The following is a 13,501-nucleotide window of genomic DNA, read 5'->3' as shown; positions in this document are numbered from 1 at the left end:
ATTTTTCTTTTTATAGGCATAATGATTTAGACTGAAAAAGTGTAATTTGCGAATATGTTGCAAGCTGTATATTCATTGCGCCATTATCTTGAAAAACGTGGCTTTTACGTGTCTTCCCGTTTCGCAGACAGATTGGGTATGCGTGCAAAAAACGTACGGCTTTTTTTTATTTATGTTTCATTTGCCACTTTGGGCGCTGGTTTTGCCATCTATCTTACGTTGGCATTTCTTTTAAAATTAAAAGACCTTGTAAACACAAAACGAACCTCGGTTTTTGATTTATGAAGAATTTTTTCACTTCCAAAATAACAGTTGCGCTGCTTTTATTGCTCGTTGTGTTTATGACGGGTATTTTCGGGTTTCGGTTTTTTTCGGACTACAGCTGGATTGATGCTATCTATATGACTGTAATTACCATTACAACCGTAGGTTATGGCGAAGTGATGCCGTTGAGCCCTTCCGAAAAAATTTTTGTTTCGCTTCTCATCATTTCCAGTATCTTTATCGTTGGGTATGCCATTTCGGTTATCACGGAATATATTTTAAGTAAAAACATTGGTGTTTTAAGACAGAAAAAAGTGCAAAGAAAATTGGAATCCATGCATGATCATATTATTGTTTGCGGCTTCGGAAGAAACGGAAAACAAGCAGCCCAGAAATTGTTGGCTTACAACCGTCCCTTTGTAATTATAGAAAAGAATGAAGAGGTGATTGATCGTTTTTCCGACGAAAATACTTTGTTCATTTTGGGAAACGCCATTGAAGATGAAATCCTTTTGAAAGCGGGTATAGAAAGAGCTTCCACATTGATATGTGCTACGCCCAGCGATGCCGATAACCTTTTTGTAGTGCTTTCCGCGCGACAGATGAACAAAAATCTAAAAATAATTAGCCGCGCAAGTGAAGAGACCAGCTACAAAAAGATGAAACTAGCAGGAGCGGATAACGTAATTATGCCAGATAAAATTGGCGGCGACCATATGGCATCTCTTGTAGTGGTTCCTGATCTGGTAGAATTTTTGGATAATCTCACGGTTTCAGGGCAGGAAGACAGCATTAATGTAGAACAGATTCCTTTTGAAAAAATGTGCCCAAACGGAAAAGAACAGGCCATACAGGATTTGGATGTTCGCAAAAAAACGGGTTGTTCCATAATTGGTTACCGTTCCCCAAACGGGGAATATATAGTAAATCCAGAAGCTTCACTTGTTCTTCAAAAAAAATCAAAACTTATTTTGATTGGACGCCCCAACCAAATAGAGAAACTTAAAAAAGAGTACGGCGTTTAAGAAAGCGTTAACAAATTTCTAATCAATTCTTTGAAATTGTAAATTTTTTTAAGCATCTTGCTTCGTTTTAATTCAAAAAACGTTTCATTTTAAAACTCCACTATGAAGAAATATCTTCTTTCGCTAATTTCATTTTTAATTCCAATTTTCACTTTTGCACAGGAGACTACTGCTTCTGAACAAGTTGATGCAATATTCCAAAAATATACGGGCTGGTTTGTCGAATTAATATTCTACGAAATTCCCTTTTCAGAATCTTTTCAGATACCGTGGGTACTCATAGTGCTGATTGGAGGTGCGCTATATTTCACCGTCTATTTCAAGCTAATTAATATCACTGGTTTTGTTACTGCACTACGTGTTGTTCGAGGAAAATATGAAGATATTGAAAAACATGGAGCAGATACACTTTATGGTGACGTAACGCCTAACGAACAGGAAAATCTAATTGAAACTATTCGTGATGATAGTGCAGAAGGAGAGGTTTCCCACTTTCAAGCATTAACTGCAGCACTTTCTGCAACAGTAGGATTAGGAAATATTGCAGGAGTTGCTGTTGCACTTTCTATTGGAGGTCCTGGAGCAACTTTTTGGATGATTCTTGCCGGTGTTTTAGGTATGGCATCAAAATTTGCGGAATGTACTTTGGGTGTGAAATTCCGTGATGTTGGCCCAGATGGTACAGTTTACGGTGGACCAATGTATTATCTTAAAAAAGGTTTAGGCCAAAAAGGAATGGGGGGCTTAGGTAAGGTACTTGCTATTCTATTTGCAATATTTGTAATCGGTGGCTCTTTTGGTGGGGGAAATATGTTCCAGGCAAACCAAGCCGCAGCTCAGTTTGTACAGCTTTTTGAATTACAGGGTACCAGCGCATCAATTTGGTTTGGTATCGTTATGGCAATTATTGTTGCTATTGTAATTATTGGTGGTATTAAGCGTATTGCCAAAGTAACCGAAAAAATAGTACCGTTTATGGCGGGAATCTATGTTCTGGGTGCACTTGTTATCTTGGTTGCAAATTATCATCACATTGGCGATGCTTTCGCATTAATTTTTGAAGGTGCTTTCTCAGGACTCGGTATTGCAGGTGGATTGGTAGGGGTAATGATTCAAGGGATTCGCCGTGGGGCATTCTCAAACGAAGCCGGTGTTGGTTCAGCAGCTATTGCCCACTCGGCAGTGCGAACAAAATATCCCGCTTCCGAAGGAATTGTGGCACTTTTGGAGCCTTTTATTGATACTGTGGTTATATGTACTATGACAGCTTTGGTTATTGTAATTACCAATTTTGACAACAATATCATTCAATATGGAGTGGAAGTTAAAGAAGGGGTAGAACTTACCGCAACTGCTTTTGATAGTGTGATTCCACATTTCTCAATAGTACTTACTGTGGCTGTAATTCTATTCGCTTTTTCAACAATGATATCGTGGTCCTACTACGGAATGCAGGGCTGGGTTTATCTCTTTGGAAGAGGAAAAGTTACCGAGCTTATTTATAAACTGTTATTTTGTATCTTTATATGGGTTGGATCGGTTATCAGTCTTGGTTCGGTTATCAACTTCTCCGATGCCATGATTTTTGCAATGGTCGTACCTAACATTATTGGTGTTGTATTATTGACGCCAGTTGTAAGAAAAGAATTGAACCGCTATATGAATGCAATTCGCACCAAACACGATGCGATTGATGATGGTTTGGAAGATATGCAGAAGCATATGTAAAAACGAAACAATATGGAATTAAAATCCCACTTCACGTTCAATAAGCAACAACGGAGTGGGATTTTACTTTTGTTGCTACTTATCATTTCATTGTTGTGCGTTTATTGGTTCGTGGATTTTTCAGAAGAAGACGCTTTTGATATTTCTTCCGCAGAAATTGTTTCTGCTCAAAAAGAATTGGATTCACTTCGGCTTGGTAAAATTGAAAATAGAAAGCCGAAAAAATATCCCTTCAATCCCAATTTCATAACAGATTACAAAGGCTACACTTTGGGAATGACAAACGAAGAAATTGACCGTTTGCTCCAATACAGAAAGGAAGGTAAATGGATCAATTCCGCAGCCGATTTTAAAAAAGTTACGGGGATTTCAGATTCTTTGTTGGCTGAATTGAGCCCATATTTCAAATTTCCAGATTGGGTTACAAATCCGAAACCAAGAAATGATTTCAAAGATTATAAAAGTGAAAAGGGTTTTACAGCGAAAACCTTCGCCCAAAAAATTGATCTCAACAAAGCCACCGAAGTGCAACTGCAACAAGTTAGCGGCATTGGCGAAGCACTCAGCAAACGTATTATTTCCTATCGTGAAAAGATAGGTGGTTTTTCTAATGACGTTCAACTTTACAATGTTTATGGATTGGAACCTTCCGTTGTGCAGCGAACTTTAAATCTTTTCACTGTAAAAACGCCAAGGGAAATTTTCACAATTAATGTGAATAAAGCCACAGCTTCCGATATTGCAACCATTCCCGGCATCTCTTTTGAAATGGCAAAGAAAATTTGGGAATTCCGCCGACTTCGTGAAAAAATAACCGACATTCAAGAACTCGAGAAAATTGAAGGAATGACGGAAAGAAAGTTACAGCTAATTCAGTTATATTTGTCCGTTGAGTAAATAGAAAAAATTGCCGAAAGGCTTATAAATATTAGTATCACAGCAGTATGAGTAAAATGTATTTTACAGAGGAACACGAATTTTTCAGAAAGAGTTTTCAGGATTTTCTTCAAAAAGAAGTAGTGCCACATATTGAAAAGTGGGAAAAAACGGGACATATTGAACGTTTTATATGGGAGAAATTTGGCGAAATGGGTTACTTCGGAATCTATCAGCCAGAGGAATACGGTGGCTTGAACCTCGATCTTTTTTATACGGTAATCTTTTTAGAAGAACTTCAAAAAGTGAATAGTGGTGGCTTTGCCGCAGCAATGTGGGCACACGCCTATTTGGCGATGACGCATCTTAAAAAAGAGGCAAACCACGAACAAAAAGAAAAGTATTTGGCGCCAAGCATTACCGGTGAAAAAATAGGATGTCTTTGCATAACCGAACCTTTTGGTGGTAGCGATGTTTCAGGAATGCGAACTACTGCCGTTAAAAATGGCCAAAGCTATATTTTGAATGGTTCAAAAACATTTATCACTAACGGAATTTACAGTGACTATTTGATAGTTGCGGCAAAAACTTCACCTGAATTGGGTAATAAAGGCATTAGCATTTTTGTGGTGGACCGCGATGCAAAAGGCGTTTCTGCAACCAAACTCGATAAATTGGGCTGGCGTGCCAGTGATACTGGAGAAATAGCTTTCGATAATGTTGAAATTCCTGCTACAAATTTGATGGGTGAAGAGAACGCTGGATTTCCTTATATAATGCAGCACTTCGCTTTGGAAAGGCTTATTATGGGCATCAATGCCCACGCCCGTAGCGAGTTCGCTTTGGAATATACCATTCAATATATGAAGGACCGTTTTGCCTTTGGAAAAAGCATTTCGAAGTTTCAAGCTTTACGTCATCGTGTGGCGCAGATAGCAAGTGAAATTGAGGTCTGCAAAACATTTAATTACGTTACCGCAAAAAGATTGAACGACGGTGAATACGTAGTAAAGGAAGCTACCATGAGCAAGCTTATCTCCACCAAAGTTTCCGACGAAGTTATGACGGAATGTCTTCAGTTTTTGGGTGGTTATGGCTATATGGAAGATTATCCTTTGGCGCGTTTGTTGCGTGACAGTAGATTGGGGCCCATTGGTGGTGGAACATCTGAAATCCTTCGGGAGATTATTGCGAAGATGGTCATAGAAGGAAAAGAGTATAAGCCGGCGACATAATATTTTCTTTATACTTAAATCTAATTACAAGAAATGAAGCATTTCCCTTTAAAAAGTCTTTTAGTATTATTTATATTTTTCATCGGTGCAACAACTTTCGCCCAGACAGAGTTGAAAGGAAAAGTGGCCGATTTCCTAACTTTCGAATCCATTGAAAGCGCAAGTGTTTATATAGAAAATACTACTATTGGTTCCATAACAAACGCAGATGGAAATTTCGTTTTAAAAGTGCCTCAGCAGCATTTGCAGGATACGTTGGTTATTTCTTCCATCGGTTATAAAAGCTTTAAGGTTGTCATCAGCGAATTTGAAAACGGTTCCGATATATTTTTGGAAGAAGACGTAGCTTCCTTGGATGAAGTGGTAATTGTTGCCGATCCACGGCCCACAACTGGAAATGGTATTGTTGAGAAAGCCCTTGAAAAACTCCCAAAAAATCTTCCCGAACAATCCTACCTTCAAAAAGGATTTCTTCGGCACAAAGAGCGCAACAAAAAGGAATACAAATGGCTTATTGAAAGCGCCATCACTTTATACGATTCCAGTTATGCTTCCGGAGCCAAAAACAACTTGAAAATAAATGTTGACGAAACCCGAAAAAGTTACGATTTACGGGATGTTGATAGTTTGTTCACCTATTCTGCTTATTTAAAAAGTATGAACTCAAAAGCCTCAAATTTGAATAGAAATTCTATTAAAACTTCATCTATAATTGAAGCCATTAAATGGAATGACAGTCGTGTGAATGGTTTGGAAAATCTTTTTAAGGGCAAACTCAATTTGGTCCGCAATTCAAATGTTACAGGTGCTTTGTTGGGAAAAAATATGTTGGAAAAGCATCAGTTTGAACTCGATACTATTCTTGTGGATAATGGAAGAAAAATCTATAAAATCAAAATTGAAAAAGGAGCCGACTTTGTAGGTCTGAATACGCCAAACATTTACAACGAAGGTTTTGAGCCCAAGGGATGGATCTATATTTATTACGACAATTACGCCATCAAAAAAGTGGAGTATGAATTGGTTGCTGCTTCCGATGTTCAGAAAAAGCGCAGCAAAAGCCTTTTTGATACGCAGACCATACACAAGCTTGTGATAACCTATAAAGATTACGAAGGAAAAATGTACCCGAACTATATTTATTACGAAACCCCAAAACTCGTAAATACTGGCGACCGTTCTTCCGACAGAATAAAAACCGAAGCCGAACCGGGCTTTGACAAAGACGAACAATATTACTACACCATTCAAGAAATTTTGTTTAGCGATATCATCCAAGACCCAGAACTTATAAAACAGGAACTTCAACAAAACGATTGGTCTGCTGATATTTTTTCAAGCAAGCCATACCATGAATCGTTTTGGAAAAACTACAACGTATTGTTGGAAAGTAAAGAGGAGGAGAAGCTAATTCAGGATTTGAGCAAACGTGCTTCTTTGTATAAGGAATAATTTATTCTTATAATTTTCATTATTCATTGCTCATTATTAATTATTAATTATTAATTTTGCCGTCCTAAAGAAAGGAGGTGATGACACTATGTTAATTATACCAGTTAAAGACGGAGAAAATATCGATAGAGCGCTAAAGCGTTTTAAGCGTAAATTTGATAGAACAGGAACTATGCGCCAGCTACGTTCTAGACAAGCTTTTATGAAGCCTTCTGTTAAGAAAAGAGCACAGATTCAAAAAGCTCAGTATATCCAGAACCTAAGAGATCAGGAAGATATTTAATATTTCTTTTTTGAATCAAATTGATATAAATCCGTTGGAATTTTTCCAGCGGATTTTTTTATTTCACAAGATTTTATCTGTCAGTAATAAATTCGCTAAATTTAACTCATAACTAAAGAAATGTCCTTCCAAGCTTTTACGGATTATCTTCAACTCGAAAAAAAATATTCGGCACATACAGTGATTGCTTATTTAAAGGATTTGGAAGATTTTCAAAAGTTTGCTTCAGAAGAATATCAATATTCCGAAATTGTCACCGTTAATTATTCCGTTGTTCGAAGCTGGATTGTTTCGCTTGTAGATTCAGGCATTTCAAACCGAACCGTAAACCGAAAAATTTCTTCACTTAAAACGTATTACAAATTTCTGCTGAAAACGAGCCAAATTGAAGTCAACCCTTTGGCAAAACATAAATCTTTAAAAACTTCAAAAAAAATTCAAGTTCCCTTTTCCGAAATTGAAATTGAAAATGTAATGGACCTGTTACAAAGTGAAAACACTTTTGAAGGCCTGCGCGACAGATTGATCGTTGAGCTTTTCTATTCCACGGGAATACGAAGGGCAGAGCTTATAAATATAAAACTGAATGATGTTTCATTTGCGCAGAAAACCATTAAGGTTCTGGGTAAAAGGAACAAAGAAAGGATTATTCCTTTGTTGCCCGCGGTTCTCAATACAATTAATCAATATTTGTCATTTCGGGAGCAGCTTGAAAATATAAAAGATTCAGATTGTTTATTTCTCACCCAAAAAGGGGTTAAAGTTTATGAAACCCTTGTCTATAGAATTATTAATTCTTACTTTAGTGAAACATCAGAAAAAGTAAAGAAAAGCCCGCATATATTGCGGCATTCTTTTGCAACGCATCTGTTAAATGAAGGTGCAGATATTAATGCGGTGAAGGAATTATTGGGGCATTCCAGTTTAGCCTCAACACAGGTTTATACTCAGAATAGTATAGCGAAGTTAAAAGAGGTGTATAAAAATTCACACCCGCGTAACTAATAAAATTTGAAAAGGGCTTATGGCATAAAAATACATATTACATTAATCCTAAAATAATATAGTATGAAAGTAAACGTACAGACCCCCAATTTTGCGGCCAAGGATGAGTTATTGGTATTTGTTGGAAAAAAGTTGTCTAAGCTCGAACAATTTTACGACAAAATAGTTTTTGCAGATGTATTTTTGAAAGTGCAGAAAACCAGCGAGAAAGAAAATAAAATTGTTGAAGTTTTATTGAGCATCCCCGGTGATGATTTAATGGTGAAGAAAGAAGCAAAGACCTTTGAGGAAGCTACAGATGAAGTGGTAAAGACTTTAGAGAGACAGCTTAAAAAAAGAAAACAGAAACAAAAAGCATATTTATAATATAATTTTTTAGAAAAAGTTTTGTAGAAAAAATAATTTCTCTACATTTGCAGTCCGTTAGAAATAGCGGACTTTTTTATGGCTAAAAAATAGCCTTAAAAAGAGGTCAAAAAGCCGATGTAGCTCAGCTGGCTAGAGCAGCTGATTTGTAATCAGCAGGTCGTGGGTTCGAGTCCCTCTATCGGCTCTTTTAAATTCCTGTGAAGGCAGGAATCTTGAAATTTTGGAATTTGGAATTTCTGTTTTGGGATTTCCAGAAAAGGGGAGATACTCAAGCGGCCAACGAGGGCAGACTGTAAATCTGCTGACTACGTCTTCGCAGGTTCGAATCCTGCTCTCCCCACGAACAATTTTTGCTTGGGCAAAAATTGAAAATTTCAAATTACAAAAACCAAATTCCAAAAGAATTGGTTGGAAATTTGAAAATTGTTCTTTACAATATTGAAAACATTTTGAATAAGTTCTAAAGTCATTTTTAAATTCTTTGGAATTTGGGATTTATTATTTTGGAATTTATTCAAAGAATTGCGGGAGTAGCTCAGTTGGTAGAGCGTCAGCCTTCCAAGCTGAATGTCGCCGGTTCGAACCCGGTCTCCCGCTCTAAATCCTGTGAAGACAGGAATGTCTTCCTTTCTTTTAAAGGAGAAAATTAAATACTTTACGCCGGTGTAGCTCAGGGGTAGAGCGTTTCCTTGGTAAGGAAGAGGTCATGGGTTCAATTCCCATCATTGGCTCAAATTTGATTACAAGTAACACTAATATATTTATAACTAAGATTAAAATTAATACAAAATGGCAAAAGAAACATTCGATCGGTCAAAACCCCACTTAAATGTAGGTACAATTGGACACGTAGATCACGGTAAAACAACGTTAACCGCAGCTATTACCAAAGTAATGGCCGATGCGGGTTATTCGGAAGCCAGATCATTCGACCAAATTGATAACGCTCCAGAGGAGAAAGAAAGAGGTATAACAATCAACTCTTCACACGTAGAGTACCAAACAGCTAACCGTCACTACGCACACGTTGACTGTCCTGGTCACGCGGATTATGTGAAGAACATGGTTACTGGTGCTGCCCAAATGGACGGTGCTATTCTAGTTGTTGCTGCTACAGACGGACCAATGCCACAAACACGTGAGCACATCCTTCTTGGTCGTCAGGTAGGTATTCCACGTATCGTTGTATTCATGAATAAAGTGGATATGGTTGATGATGAGGAATTACTTGAGCTAGTTGAAATGGAGATCCGTGACCTTCTTAACTTTTATGAGTATGATGGTGATAATGGACCTGTAGTTCAAGGTTCAGCTCTTGGAGCTCTTAATGGAGAGCAAAAATGGGTTGACACTGTTTTGAAATTGATGGAAGAGGTTGATGCTTGGATTGAGCTTCCAACTCGTGATGTTGATAAGCCTTTCCTAATGCCTATTGAAGATGTATTCTCTATTACTGGTCGTGGTACTGTTGCAACAGGACGTATTGAAACAGGAGTAGCAAACACAGGTGATGTTGTTGATATTATCGGTATGGGTGCTGAGAAATTGACTTCTACAATTACTGGAGTTGAAATGTTCCGTAAAATTCTTGATAGAGGTGAAGCTGGAGATAACGTTGGTATCCTTTTAAGAGGTATCGAAAAATCTGATATCCGTCGTGGTATGGTTATCTGTAAAAAAGGTTCTGTAACTCCACACGCTAAATTTAAAGCTGAGGTTTATATCCTTAAAAAAGAAGAAGGTGGGCGTCACACTCCATTCCACAACAACTACCGTCCACAGTTTTACGTTCGTACAACTGACGTAACAGGAACAATTATGCTTCCTGATGGTGTTGAAATGGTTATGCCTGGTGATAACTTGACTATCCATGTTGAGTTGCTTCAAGCAATCGCAATGAACGTAGGTCTTCGTTTCGCTATCCGTGAAGGTGGACGTACTGTTGGTGCGGGTCAGGTAACTGAAATTTTAGACTAATTATCATATAATTGAAAGCGCTGGGTGTCCCGAATTTACTTCGGGATACCTTGGCTTTTATAGCGGGTTTAGCGTAATATCATTAAATAGGTGCTAATCCTAAGAAACGGGTTTAGCTCAGTTGGTAGAGCACTGGTCTCCAAAACCAGGTGTCGGGAGTTCGAGCCTCTCAACCCGTGCAAAATATAAATTCTGAAATGTTTTTTTTAAATGAAATACTTCAGGATAACCAGAATTTAATACGGTTGACACATGACAAATTATATAACAGAATCATACAAAGAACTTAAAAATCATGTTACCTGGCCTACTTGGGCGGAAGCACAAAAACTTACTGTAATAGTTGCAGTATTTTCAGTCCTTTTGGCTTTGGCGGTTTGGGGAATTGATACCGTATTCCACTGGTTGGTGGATCAATATTTTATCTGGATCAAGTCGTAAGAAATGACCGAAACAACAAGTACAAAAAAGTGGTACGTAGTCCGTTCAGTTAGTGGACAGGAAAACAAGATCAAATCCTATATCGAGAGTGATATAAAAAGATTGGGTCTTGAAGACTATATTGATCAGGTGCTAGTACCCACTGAAAAAGTAATACAAATACGTAACGGTAAAAAAGTGAACAAAGAACGCGTTTACTTTCCCGGTTACATAATGATACAAGCAAATTTGGGTGGTGAAATTCCCCACATTATAAAATCAATAAACGGTGTTATTGGCTTTTTGGGTGAAACCAAAGGTGGAGACCCCGTGCCACTTAGACAGTCTGAAGTAAACAGAATGTTAGGTAAGGTAGATGAGCTTTCAGTAAAAGATGATAGCGTAAACATCCCTTTCACTATTGGTGAAACAGTAAAAGTAATAGACGGACCATTCAATGGGTTTAATGGTACTGTAGAAAAAATAAATGAAGAAAAACGCAAGCTTGAGGTTATGGTGAAAATTTTCGGAAGAAAAACACCATTGGAATTGAGCTATATGCAAGTTGAAAAAGTTTAATTGTTACGCTTAATAGGTTTTTCAGAGGCTTCCACTTTTGAATGACCACATTAAAAACTAGAAATGGCAAAAGAAATCAGTAAAGTAGTTAAGTTGCAAGTTCGTGGAGGTGCTGCTAACCCATCACCACCAGTTGGACCTGCTCTTGGTGCTGCCGGTGTTAACATCATGGAGTTCTGTAAGCAATTCAATGCTAGAACCCAAGATAAGCAAGGAAAAGTATTGCCAGTAGCGATCACGGTTTATAAAGACAAGTCTTTTGACTTCGTTATTAAAACTCCACCCGCTGCAGTGCAAATACTTGAAGCTGCGAAAGTGAAAAAAGGCTCCGGTGAACCACACGCAAAAAAAGTAGCCACAATCTCTTGGGACCAAATTAAAATGATCGCGGAAGATAAAATGCCCGATCTTAATGCATTTACCGTTGAGTCTGCTATGAAAATGGTAGCTGGTACTGCACGTTCTATGGGAGTTAAAGTAAAAGGTGACGCACCTTTTTAATCTGAAAAAAGAATCTATAAAATGGCACGATTAACTAAAAAGCAAAAGGAAGCCGCTTCAAAAATAGAGCCTAACAAGGCCTATTCAGTAGCTGAGGCTTCTGCTTTAATAAAAGAAATCACCAGCGTAAAGTTTGATGCTTCTGTAGACATCGCGGTACGTCTTAACGTGGATCCACGTAAAGCGAACCAGATGGTTAGAGGCGTTGTTACCCTTCCGCACGGAACAGGTAAAGACGTTAAAGTATTGGCATTGGTAACTCCAGATAAGGAAGCCGAAGCCAAGGAAGCAGGAGCAGACTACGTAGGTCTTGATGAGTACCTCGATAAAATTAAAGGAGGATGGACAGATGTTGACGTAATTGTAACTATGCCAAGTGTAATGGGTAAATTAGGTCCTTTAGGACGTGTGTTGGGTCCTCGTGGCCTTATGCCAAACCCAAAAACAGGTACAGTAACAATGGACGTTGCTAAAGCAGTTTCAGATGTAAAAGCCGGTAAAATTGACTTTAAAGTTGACAAGACTGGTATTGTACACGCAGCAATCGGCAAAGCATCTTTTGATGCCGAAAAAATTGCAGGAAACGCAAGAGAATTATTAACAACCCTCGTTAAACTTAAGCCACAAGCGGCAAAAGGTGTTTACATTAAGAGTATCTTCATGTCTAGCACAATGAGCCCAGGCGTACAAGTTGACACTAAAAGGTTTACTGAGCAGTAAAAACTGGTAATTATGACAAGAGAAGAAAAATCACAAGTAATTGAAACGTTGACTGCGCAGTTGTCTGATAATGCCAATATCTATTTGGCAGACATTTCAGGCCTTGACGCAGGGAATACTTCTAACCTTCGCCGTGCTTGTTTCAAAGCAGGTGTTCAGTTAGCAGTTGTTAAGAACACATTGCTTAAAAAAGCAATGGAGAGTTCAGATAAAGACTTTGGTGAATTAACAGGAATACTTAAAGGAAATACTTCTTTAATGTTTTCTGAAACAGGTAATGCACCAGCCAAAGTAATCAAGGAATTCAGAAAAAAATCTGATAAGCCTCTTTTAAAAGGAGCCTACATCCAAGAGTCAATTTACGTTGGCGACAATCAATTGGATAGTCTGGTTGAACTTAAATCGAAAGACGAACTTATTGGAGAAATCATCGGGTTGTTGCAATCACCTGCTAAAAATGTTATTTCGGCTCTTAAGAGTGGTGGTAGCACAATTGCAGGACTTGTTAAGACCTTATCCGAAAGAGAAGGATAAAATAAATATTGCACTAATTAATTTATATAAACACAATTATTTTTAAAAACGATAGAAATGGCAGATTTGAAAGATTTCGCAGAAAAATTGGTTAACCTAACAGTAAAAGAAGTTAATGAGTTAGCTACAATATTAAAAGACGAGTATGGCATTGAGCCTGCTGCTGCAGCTGTTGCTGTTGCCGCTGGTGGTGCTGCTGCAGGTGGCGAAGCCGCTGATGAGCAATCAGAATTCACAGTAATGTTGAAAGCTGCTGGTGCATCTAAACTTGCAGTTGTAAAACTAGTTAAGGAATTAACTGGTGCTGGTCTTAAAGAAGCAAAAGAAATGGTAGACAACGCTCCTTCTCCAATTAAAGAAGGCGTTTCTAAAGACGAAGCTGAAGCTTTAAAAGCTCAATTAGAAGAAGCTGGAGCTGAGGTTGAGCTTAAGTAAGCTCCTTACGTTCCAAACCTTAAGGTTTAGGTCTTCCCGATAGCTCGGGAAAGACCTAAACCATTTTGCGTATATAATGGTTAATGCCTTTTATACGA

At 38.0% G+C, this 13,501-nt stretch carries 16 protein-coding genes and 5 tRNA genes; all 21 read left to right on the top strand.

Features of this window, described 5'->3' with window-relative positions; genetic code table 11:
- The first annotated feature begins 54 nt into the window (after positions 1-54).
- The gene (locus Q2U82_RS01175) at positions 55-285 is read left to right on the top strand and encodes a PspC domain-containing protein (RefSeq protein WP_410005938.1); all 231 of its coding nucleotides are present in this window, start codon (positions 55-57) and stop codon (positions 283-285) included.
- A complete protein-coding gene (locus tag Q2U82_RS01170) occupies positions 282-1,289 on the top strand; it encodes a potassium channel family protein (protein ID WP_410005937.1) in 1,008 nt (335 codons plus the stop codon). Before Q2U82_RS01175 ends, Q2U82_RS01170 begins: the two co-directional genes overlap by 4 nt.
- Before the next feature lie 102 nt (positions 1,290-1,391).
- A complete protein-coding gene (locus Q2U82_RS01165) occupies positions 1,392-3,017 on the top strand; it encodes an alanine/glycine:cation symporter family protein (protein WP_410005936.1) in 1,626 nt (541 codons plus the stop codon).
- Positions 3,018-3,029: 12 nt separating this feature from the next.
- A complete protein-coding gene (locus Q2U82_RS01160) occupies positions 3,030-3,914 on the top strand; it encodes a helix-hairpin-helix domain-containing protein (protein WP_410005935.1) in 885 nt (294 codons plus the stop codon).
- Positions 3,915-3,961: 47 nt separating this feature from the next.
- The gene (locus tag Q2U82_RS01155) at positions 3,962-5,128 is read left to right on the top strand and encodes an acyl-CoA dehydrogenase family protein (RefSeq protein WP_410005934.1); all 1,167 of its coding nucleotides are present in this window, start codon (positions 3,962-3,964) and stop codon (positions 5,126-5,128) included.
- Between the two features lie 33 nt (positions 5,129-5,161).
- The gene (locus tag Q2U82_RS01150; RefSeq protein ID WP_410005933.1) at positions 5,162-6,580 is read left to right on the top strand and encodes a carboxypeptidase-like regulatory domain-containing protein; all 1,419 of its coding nucleotides are present in this window, start codon (positions 5,162-5,164) and stop codon (positions 6,578-6,580) included.
- A gap of 88 nt (positions 6,581-6,668) precedes the next feature.
- Complete coding sequence (gene rpsU, locus Q2U82_RS01145) at positions 6,669-6,863, top strand: 30S ribosomal protein S21 (protein ID WP_111880446.1); 195 nt, start codon at positions 6,669-6,671, stop codon at positions 6,861-6,863.
- A 120-nt stretch (positions 6,864-6,983) separates the two neighbouring features.
- On the top strand, positions 6,984-7,868 hold the full coding sequence (locus Q2U82_RS01140; protein WP_410005932.1) for a tyrosine-type recombinase/integrase: 885 nt from the start codon (positions 6,984-6,986) through the stop codon (positions 7,866-7,868).
- Positions 7,869-7,931: 63 nt separating this feature from the next.
- Positions 7,932-8,234, top strand: a complete 303-nt coding sequence (gene hpf, locus Q2U82_RS01135) for a ribosome hibernation-promoting factor, HPF/YfiA family (protein WP_068761366.1) — start codon at positions 7,932-7,934, stop codon at positions 8,232-8,234.
- A 113-nt stretch (positions 8,235-8,347) separates the two neighbouring features.
- Positions 8,348-8,421, top strand: a tRNA-Thr gene (locus tag Q2U82_RS01130).
- 74 nt (positions 8,422-8,495) lie between these two features.
- Positions 8,496-8,577: transfer RNA gene (locus Q2U82_RS01125), tRNA-Tyr, on the top strand.
- A 184-nt stretch (positions 8,578-8,761) separates the two neighbouring features.
- Positions 8,762-8,834 (top strand) — tRNA-Gly (locus Q2U82_RS01120).
- 62 nt (positions 8,835-8,896) lie between these two features.
- Positions 8,897-8,968 (top strand) — tRNA-Thr (locus Q2U82_RS01115).
- A gap of 58 nt (positions 8,969-9,026) precedes the next feature.
- Complete coding sequence (gene tuf, locus Q2U82_RS01110) at positions 9,027-10,214, top strand: elongation factor Tu (protein WP_410005931.1); 1,188 nt, start codon at positions 9,027-9,029, stop codon at positions 10,212-10,214.
- A gap of 106 nt (positions 10,215-10,320) precedes the next feature.
- Positions 10,321-10,393, top strand: a tRNA-Trp gene (locus tag Q2U82_RS01105).
- A 73-nt stretch (positions 10,394-10,466) separates the two neighbouring features.
- Positions 10,467-10,655: a preprotein translocase subunit SecE gene (gene secE / locus Q2U82_RS01100; protein WP_410005930.1), complete on the top strand. Its 189-nt coding sequence runs from the start codon at positions 10,467-10,469 to the stop codon at positions 10,653-10,655.
- Between the two features lie 3 nt (positions 10,656-10,658).
- Positions 10,659-11,213: a transcription termination/antitermination protein NusG gene (gene nusG / locus Q2U82_RS01095; protein WP_410005929.1), complete on the top strand. Its 555-nt coding sequence runs from the start codon at positions 10,659-10,661 to the stop codon at positions 11,211-11,213.
- Between the two features lie 63 nt (positions 11,214-11,276).
- Positions 11,277-11,714, top strand: a complete 438-nt coding sequence (gene rplK, locus Q2U82_RS01090) for a 50S ribosomal protein L11 (RefSeq protein ID WP_410005928.1) — start codon at positions 11,277-11,279, stop codon at positions 11,712-11,714.
- A 21-nt stretch (positions 11,715-11,735) separates the two neighbouring features.
- Positions 11,736-12,434 carry a 50S ribosomal protein L1 gene (gene rplA / locus Q2U82_RS01085; RefSeq protein ID WP_410005927.1) on the top strand — a complete coding sequence of 233 codons (699 nt, stop codon included), beginning with the start codon at positions 11,736-11,738 and terminating at the stop codon, positions 12,432-12,434.
- 12 nt (positions 12,435-12,446) lie between these two features.
- Positions 12,447-12,968 carry a 50S ribosomal protein L10 gene (gene rplJ / locus Q2U82_RS01080; protein ID WP_410005926.1) on the top strand — a complete coding sequence of 174 codons (522 nt, stop codon included), beginning with the start codon at positions 12,447-12,449 and terminating at the stop codon, positions 12,966-12,968.
- Between the two features lie 57 nt (positions 12,969-13,025).
- Positions 13,026-13,403 (top strand): 50S ribosomal protein L7/L12, encoded by a 378-nt coding sequence (gene rplL / locus Q2U82_RS01075; RefSeq protein WP_068761373.1) that lies wholly within the window; start codon positions 13,026-13,028, stop codon positions 13,401-13,403.
- Positions 13,404-13,501 lie beyond the last annotated feature (98 nt).

The sequence above is a fragment of the Aequorivita nionensis genome (genome assembly GCF_046352995.1).
Classification (GTDB): domain Bacteria; phylum Bacteroidota; class Bacteroidia; order Flavobacteriales; family Flavobacteriaceae; genus Aequorivita; species Aequorivita nionensis.
Note: the sequence above shows the minus strand (reverse complement) of the source record. Positions and strands in the feature narration are given on the sequence as shown.

Coding starts and splice junctions, on each gene's coding strand:
- secE (WP_410005930.1), top strand. CDS start 10,467: ATGACAAATTATATAACAGAATCATACAAAGAACTTAAAAATCATGTT.
- rplJ (WP_410005926.1), top strand. CDS start 12,447: ATGACAAGAGAAGAAAAATCACAAGTAATTGAAACGTTGACTGCGCAG.
- tuf (WP_410005931.1), top strand. CDS start 9,027: ATGGCAAAAGAAACATTCGATCGGTCAAAACCCCACTTAAATGTAGGT.
- Q2U82_RS01165 (WP_410005936.1), top strand. CDS start 1,392: ATGAAGAAATATCTTCTTTCGCTAATTTCATTTTTAATTCCAATTTTC.
- rpsU (WP_111880446.1), top strand. CDS start 6,669: ATGTTAATTATACCAGTTAAAGACGGAGAAAATATCGATAGAGCGCTA.
- Q2U82_RS01150 (WP_410005933.1), top strand. CDS start 5,162: ATGAAGCATTTCCCTTTAAAAAGTCTTTTAGTATTATTTATATTTTTC.
- Q2U82_RS01175 (WP_410005938.1), top strand. CDS start 55: ATGTTGCAAGCTGTATATTCATTGCGCCATTATCTTGAAAAACGTGGC.
- Q2U82_RS01140 (WP_410005932.1), top strand. CDS start 6,984: ATGTCCTTCCAAGCTTTTACGGATTATCTTCAACTCGAAAAAAAATAT.
- rplA (WP_410005927.1), top strand. CDS start 11,736: ATGGCACGATTAACTAAAAAGCAAAAGGAAGCCGCTTCAAAAATAGAG.
- hpf (WP_068761366.1), top strand. CDS start 7,932: ATGAAAGTAAACGTACAGACCCCCAATTTTGCGGCCAAGGATGAGTTA.
- Q2U82_RS01160 (WP_410005935.1), top strand. CDS start 3,030: ATGGAATTAAAATCCCACTTCACGTTCAATAAGCAACAACGGAGTGGG.
- Q2U82_RS01170 (WP_410005937.1), top strand. CDS start 282: ATGAAGAATTTTTTCACTTCCAAAATAACAGTTGCGCTGCTTTTATTG.
- rplK (WP_410005928.1), top strand. CDS start 11,277: ATGGCAAAAGAAATCAGTAAAGTAGTTAAGTTGCAAGTTCGTGGAGGT.
- Q2U82_RS01155 (WP_410005934.1), top strand. CDS start 3,962: ATGAGTAAAATGTATTTTACAGAGGAACACGAATTTTTCAGAAAGAGT.
- nusG (WP_410005929.1), top strand. CDS start 10,659: ATGACCGAAACAACAAGTACAAAAAAGTGGTACGTAGTCCGTTCAGTT.
- rplL (WP_068761373.1), top strand. CDS start 13,026: ATGGCAGATTTGAAAGATTTCGCAGAAAAATTGGTTAACCTAACAGTA.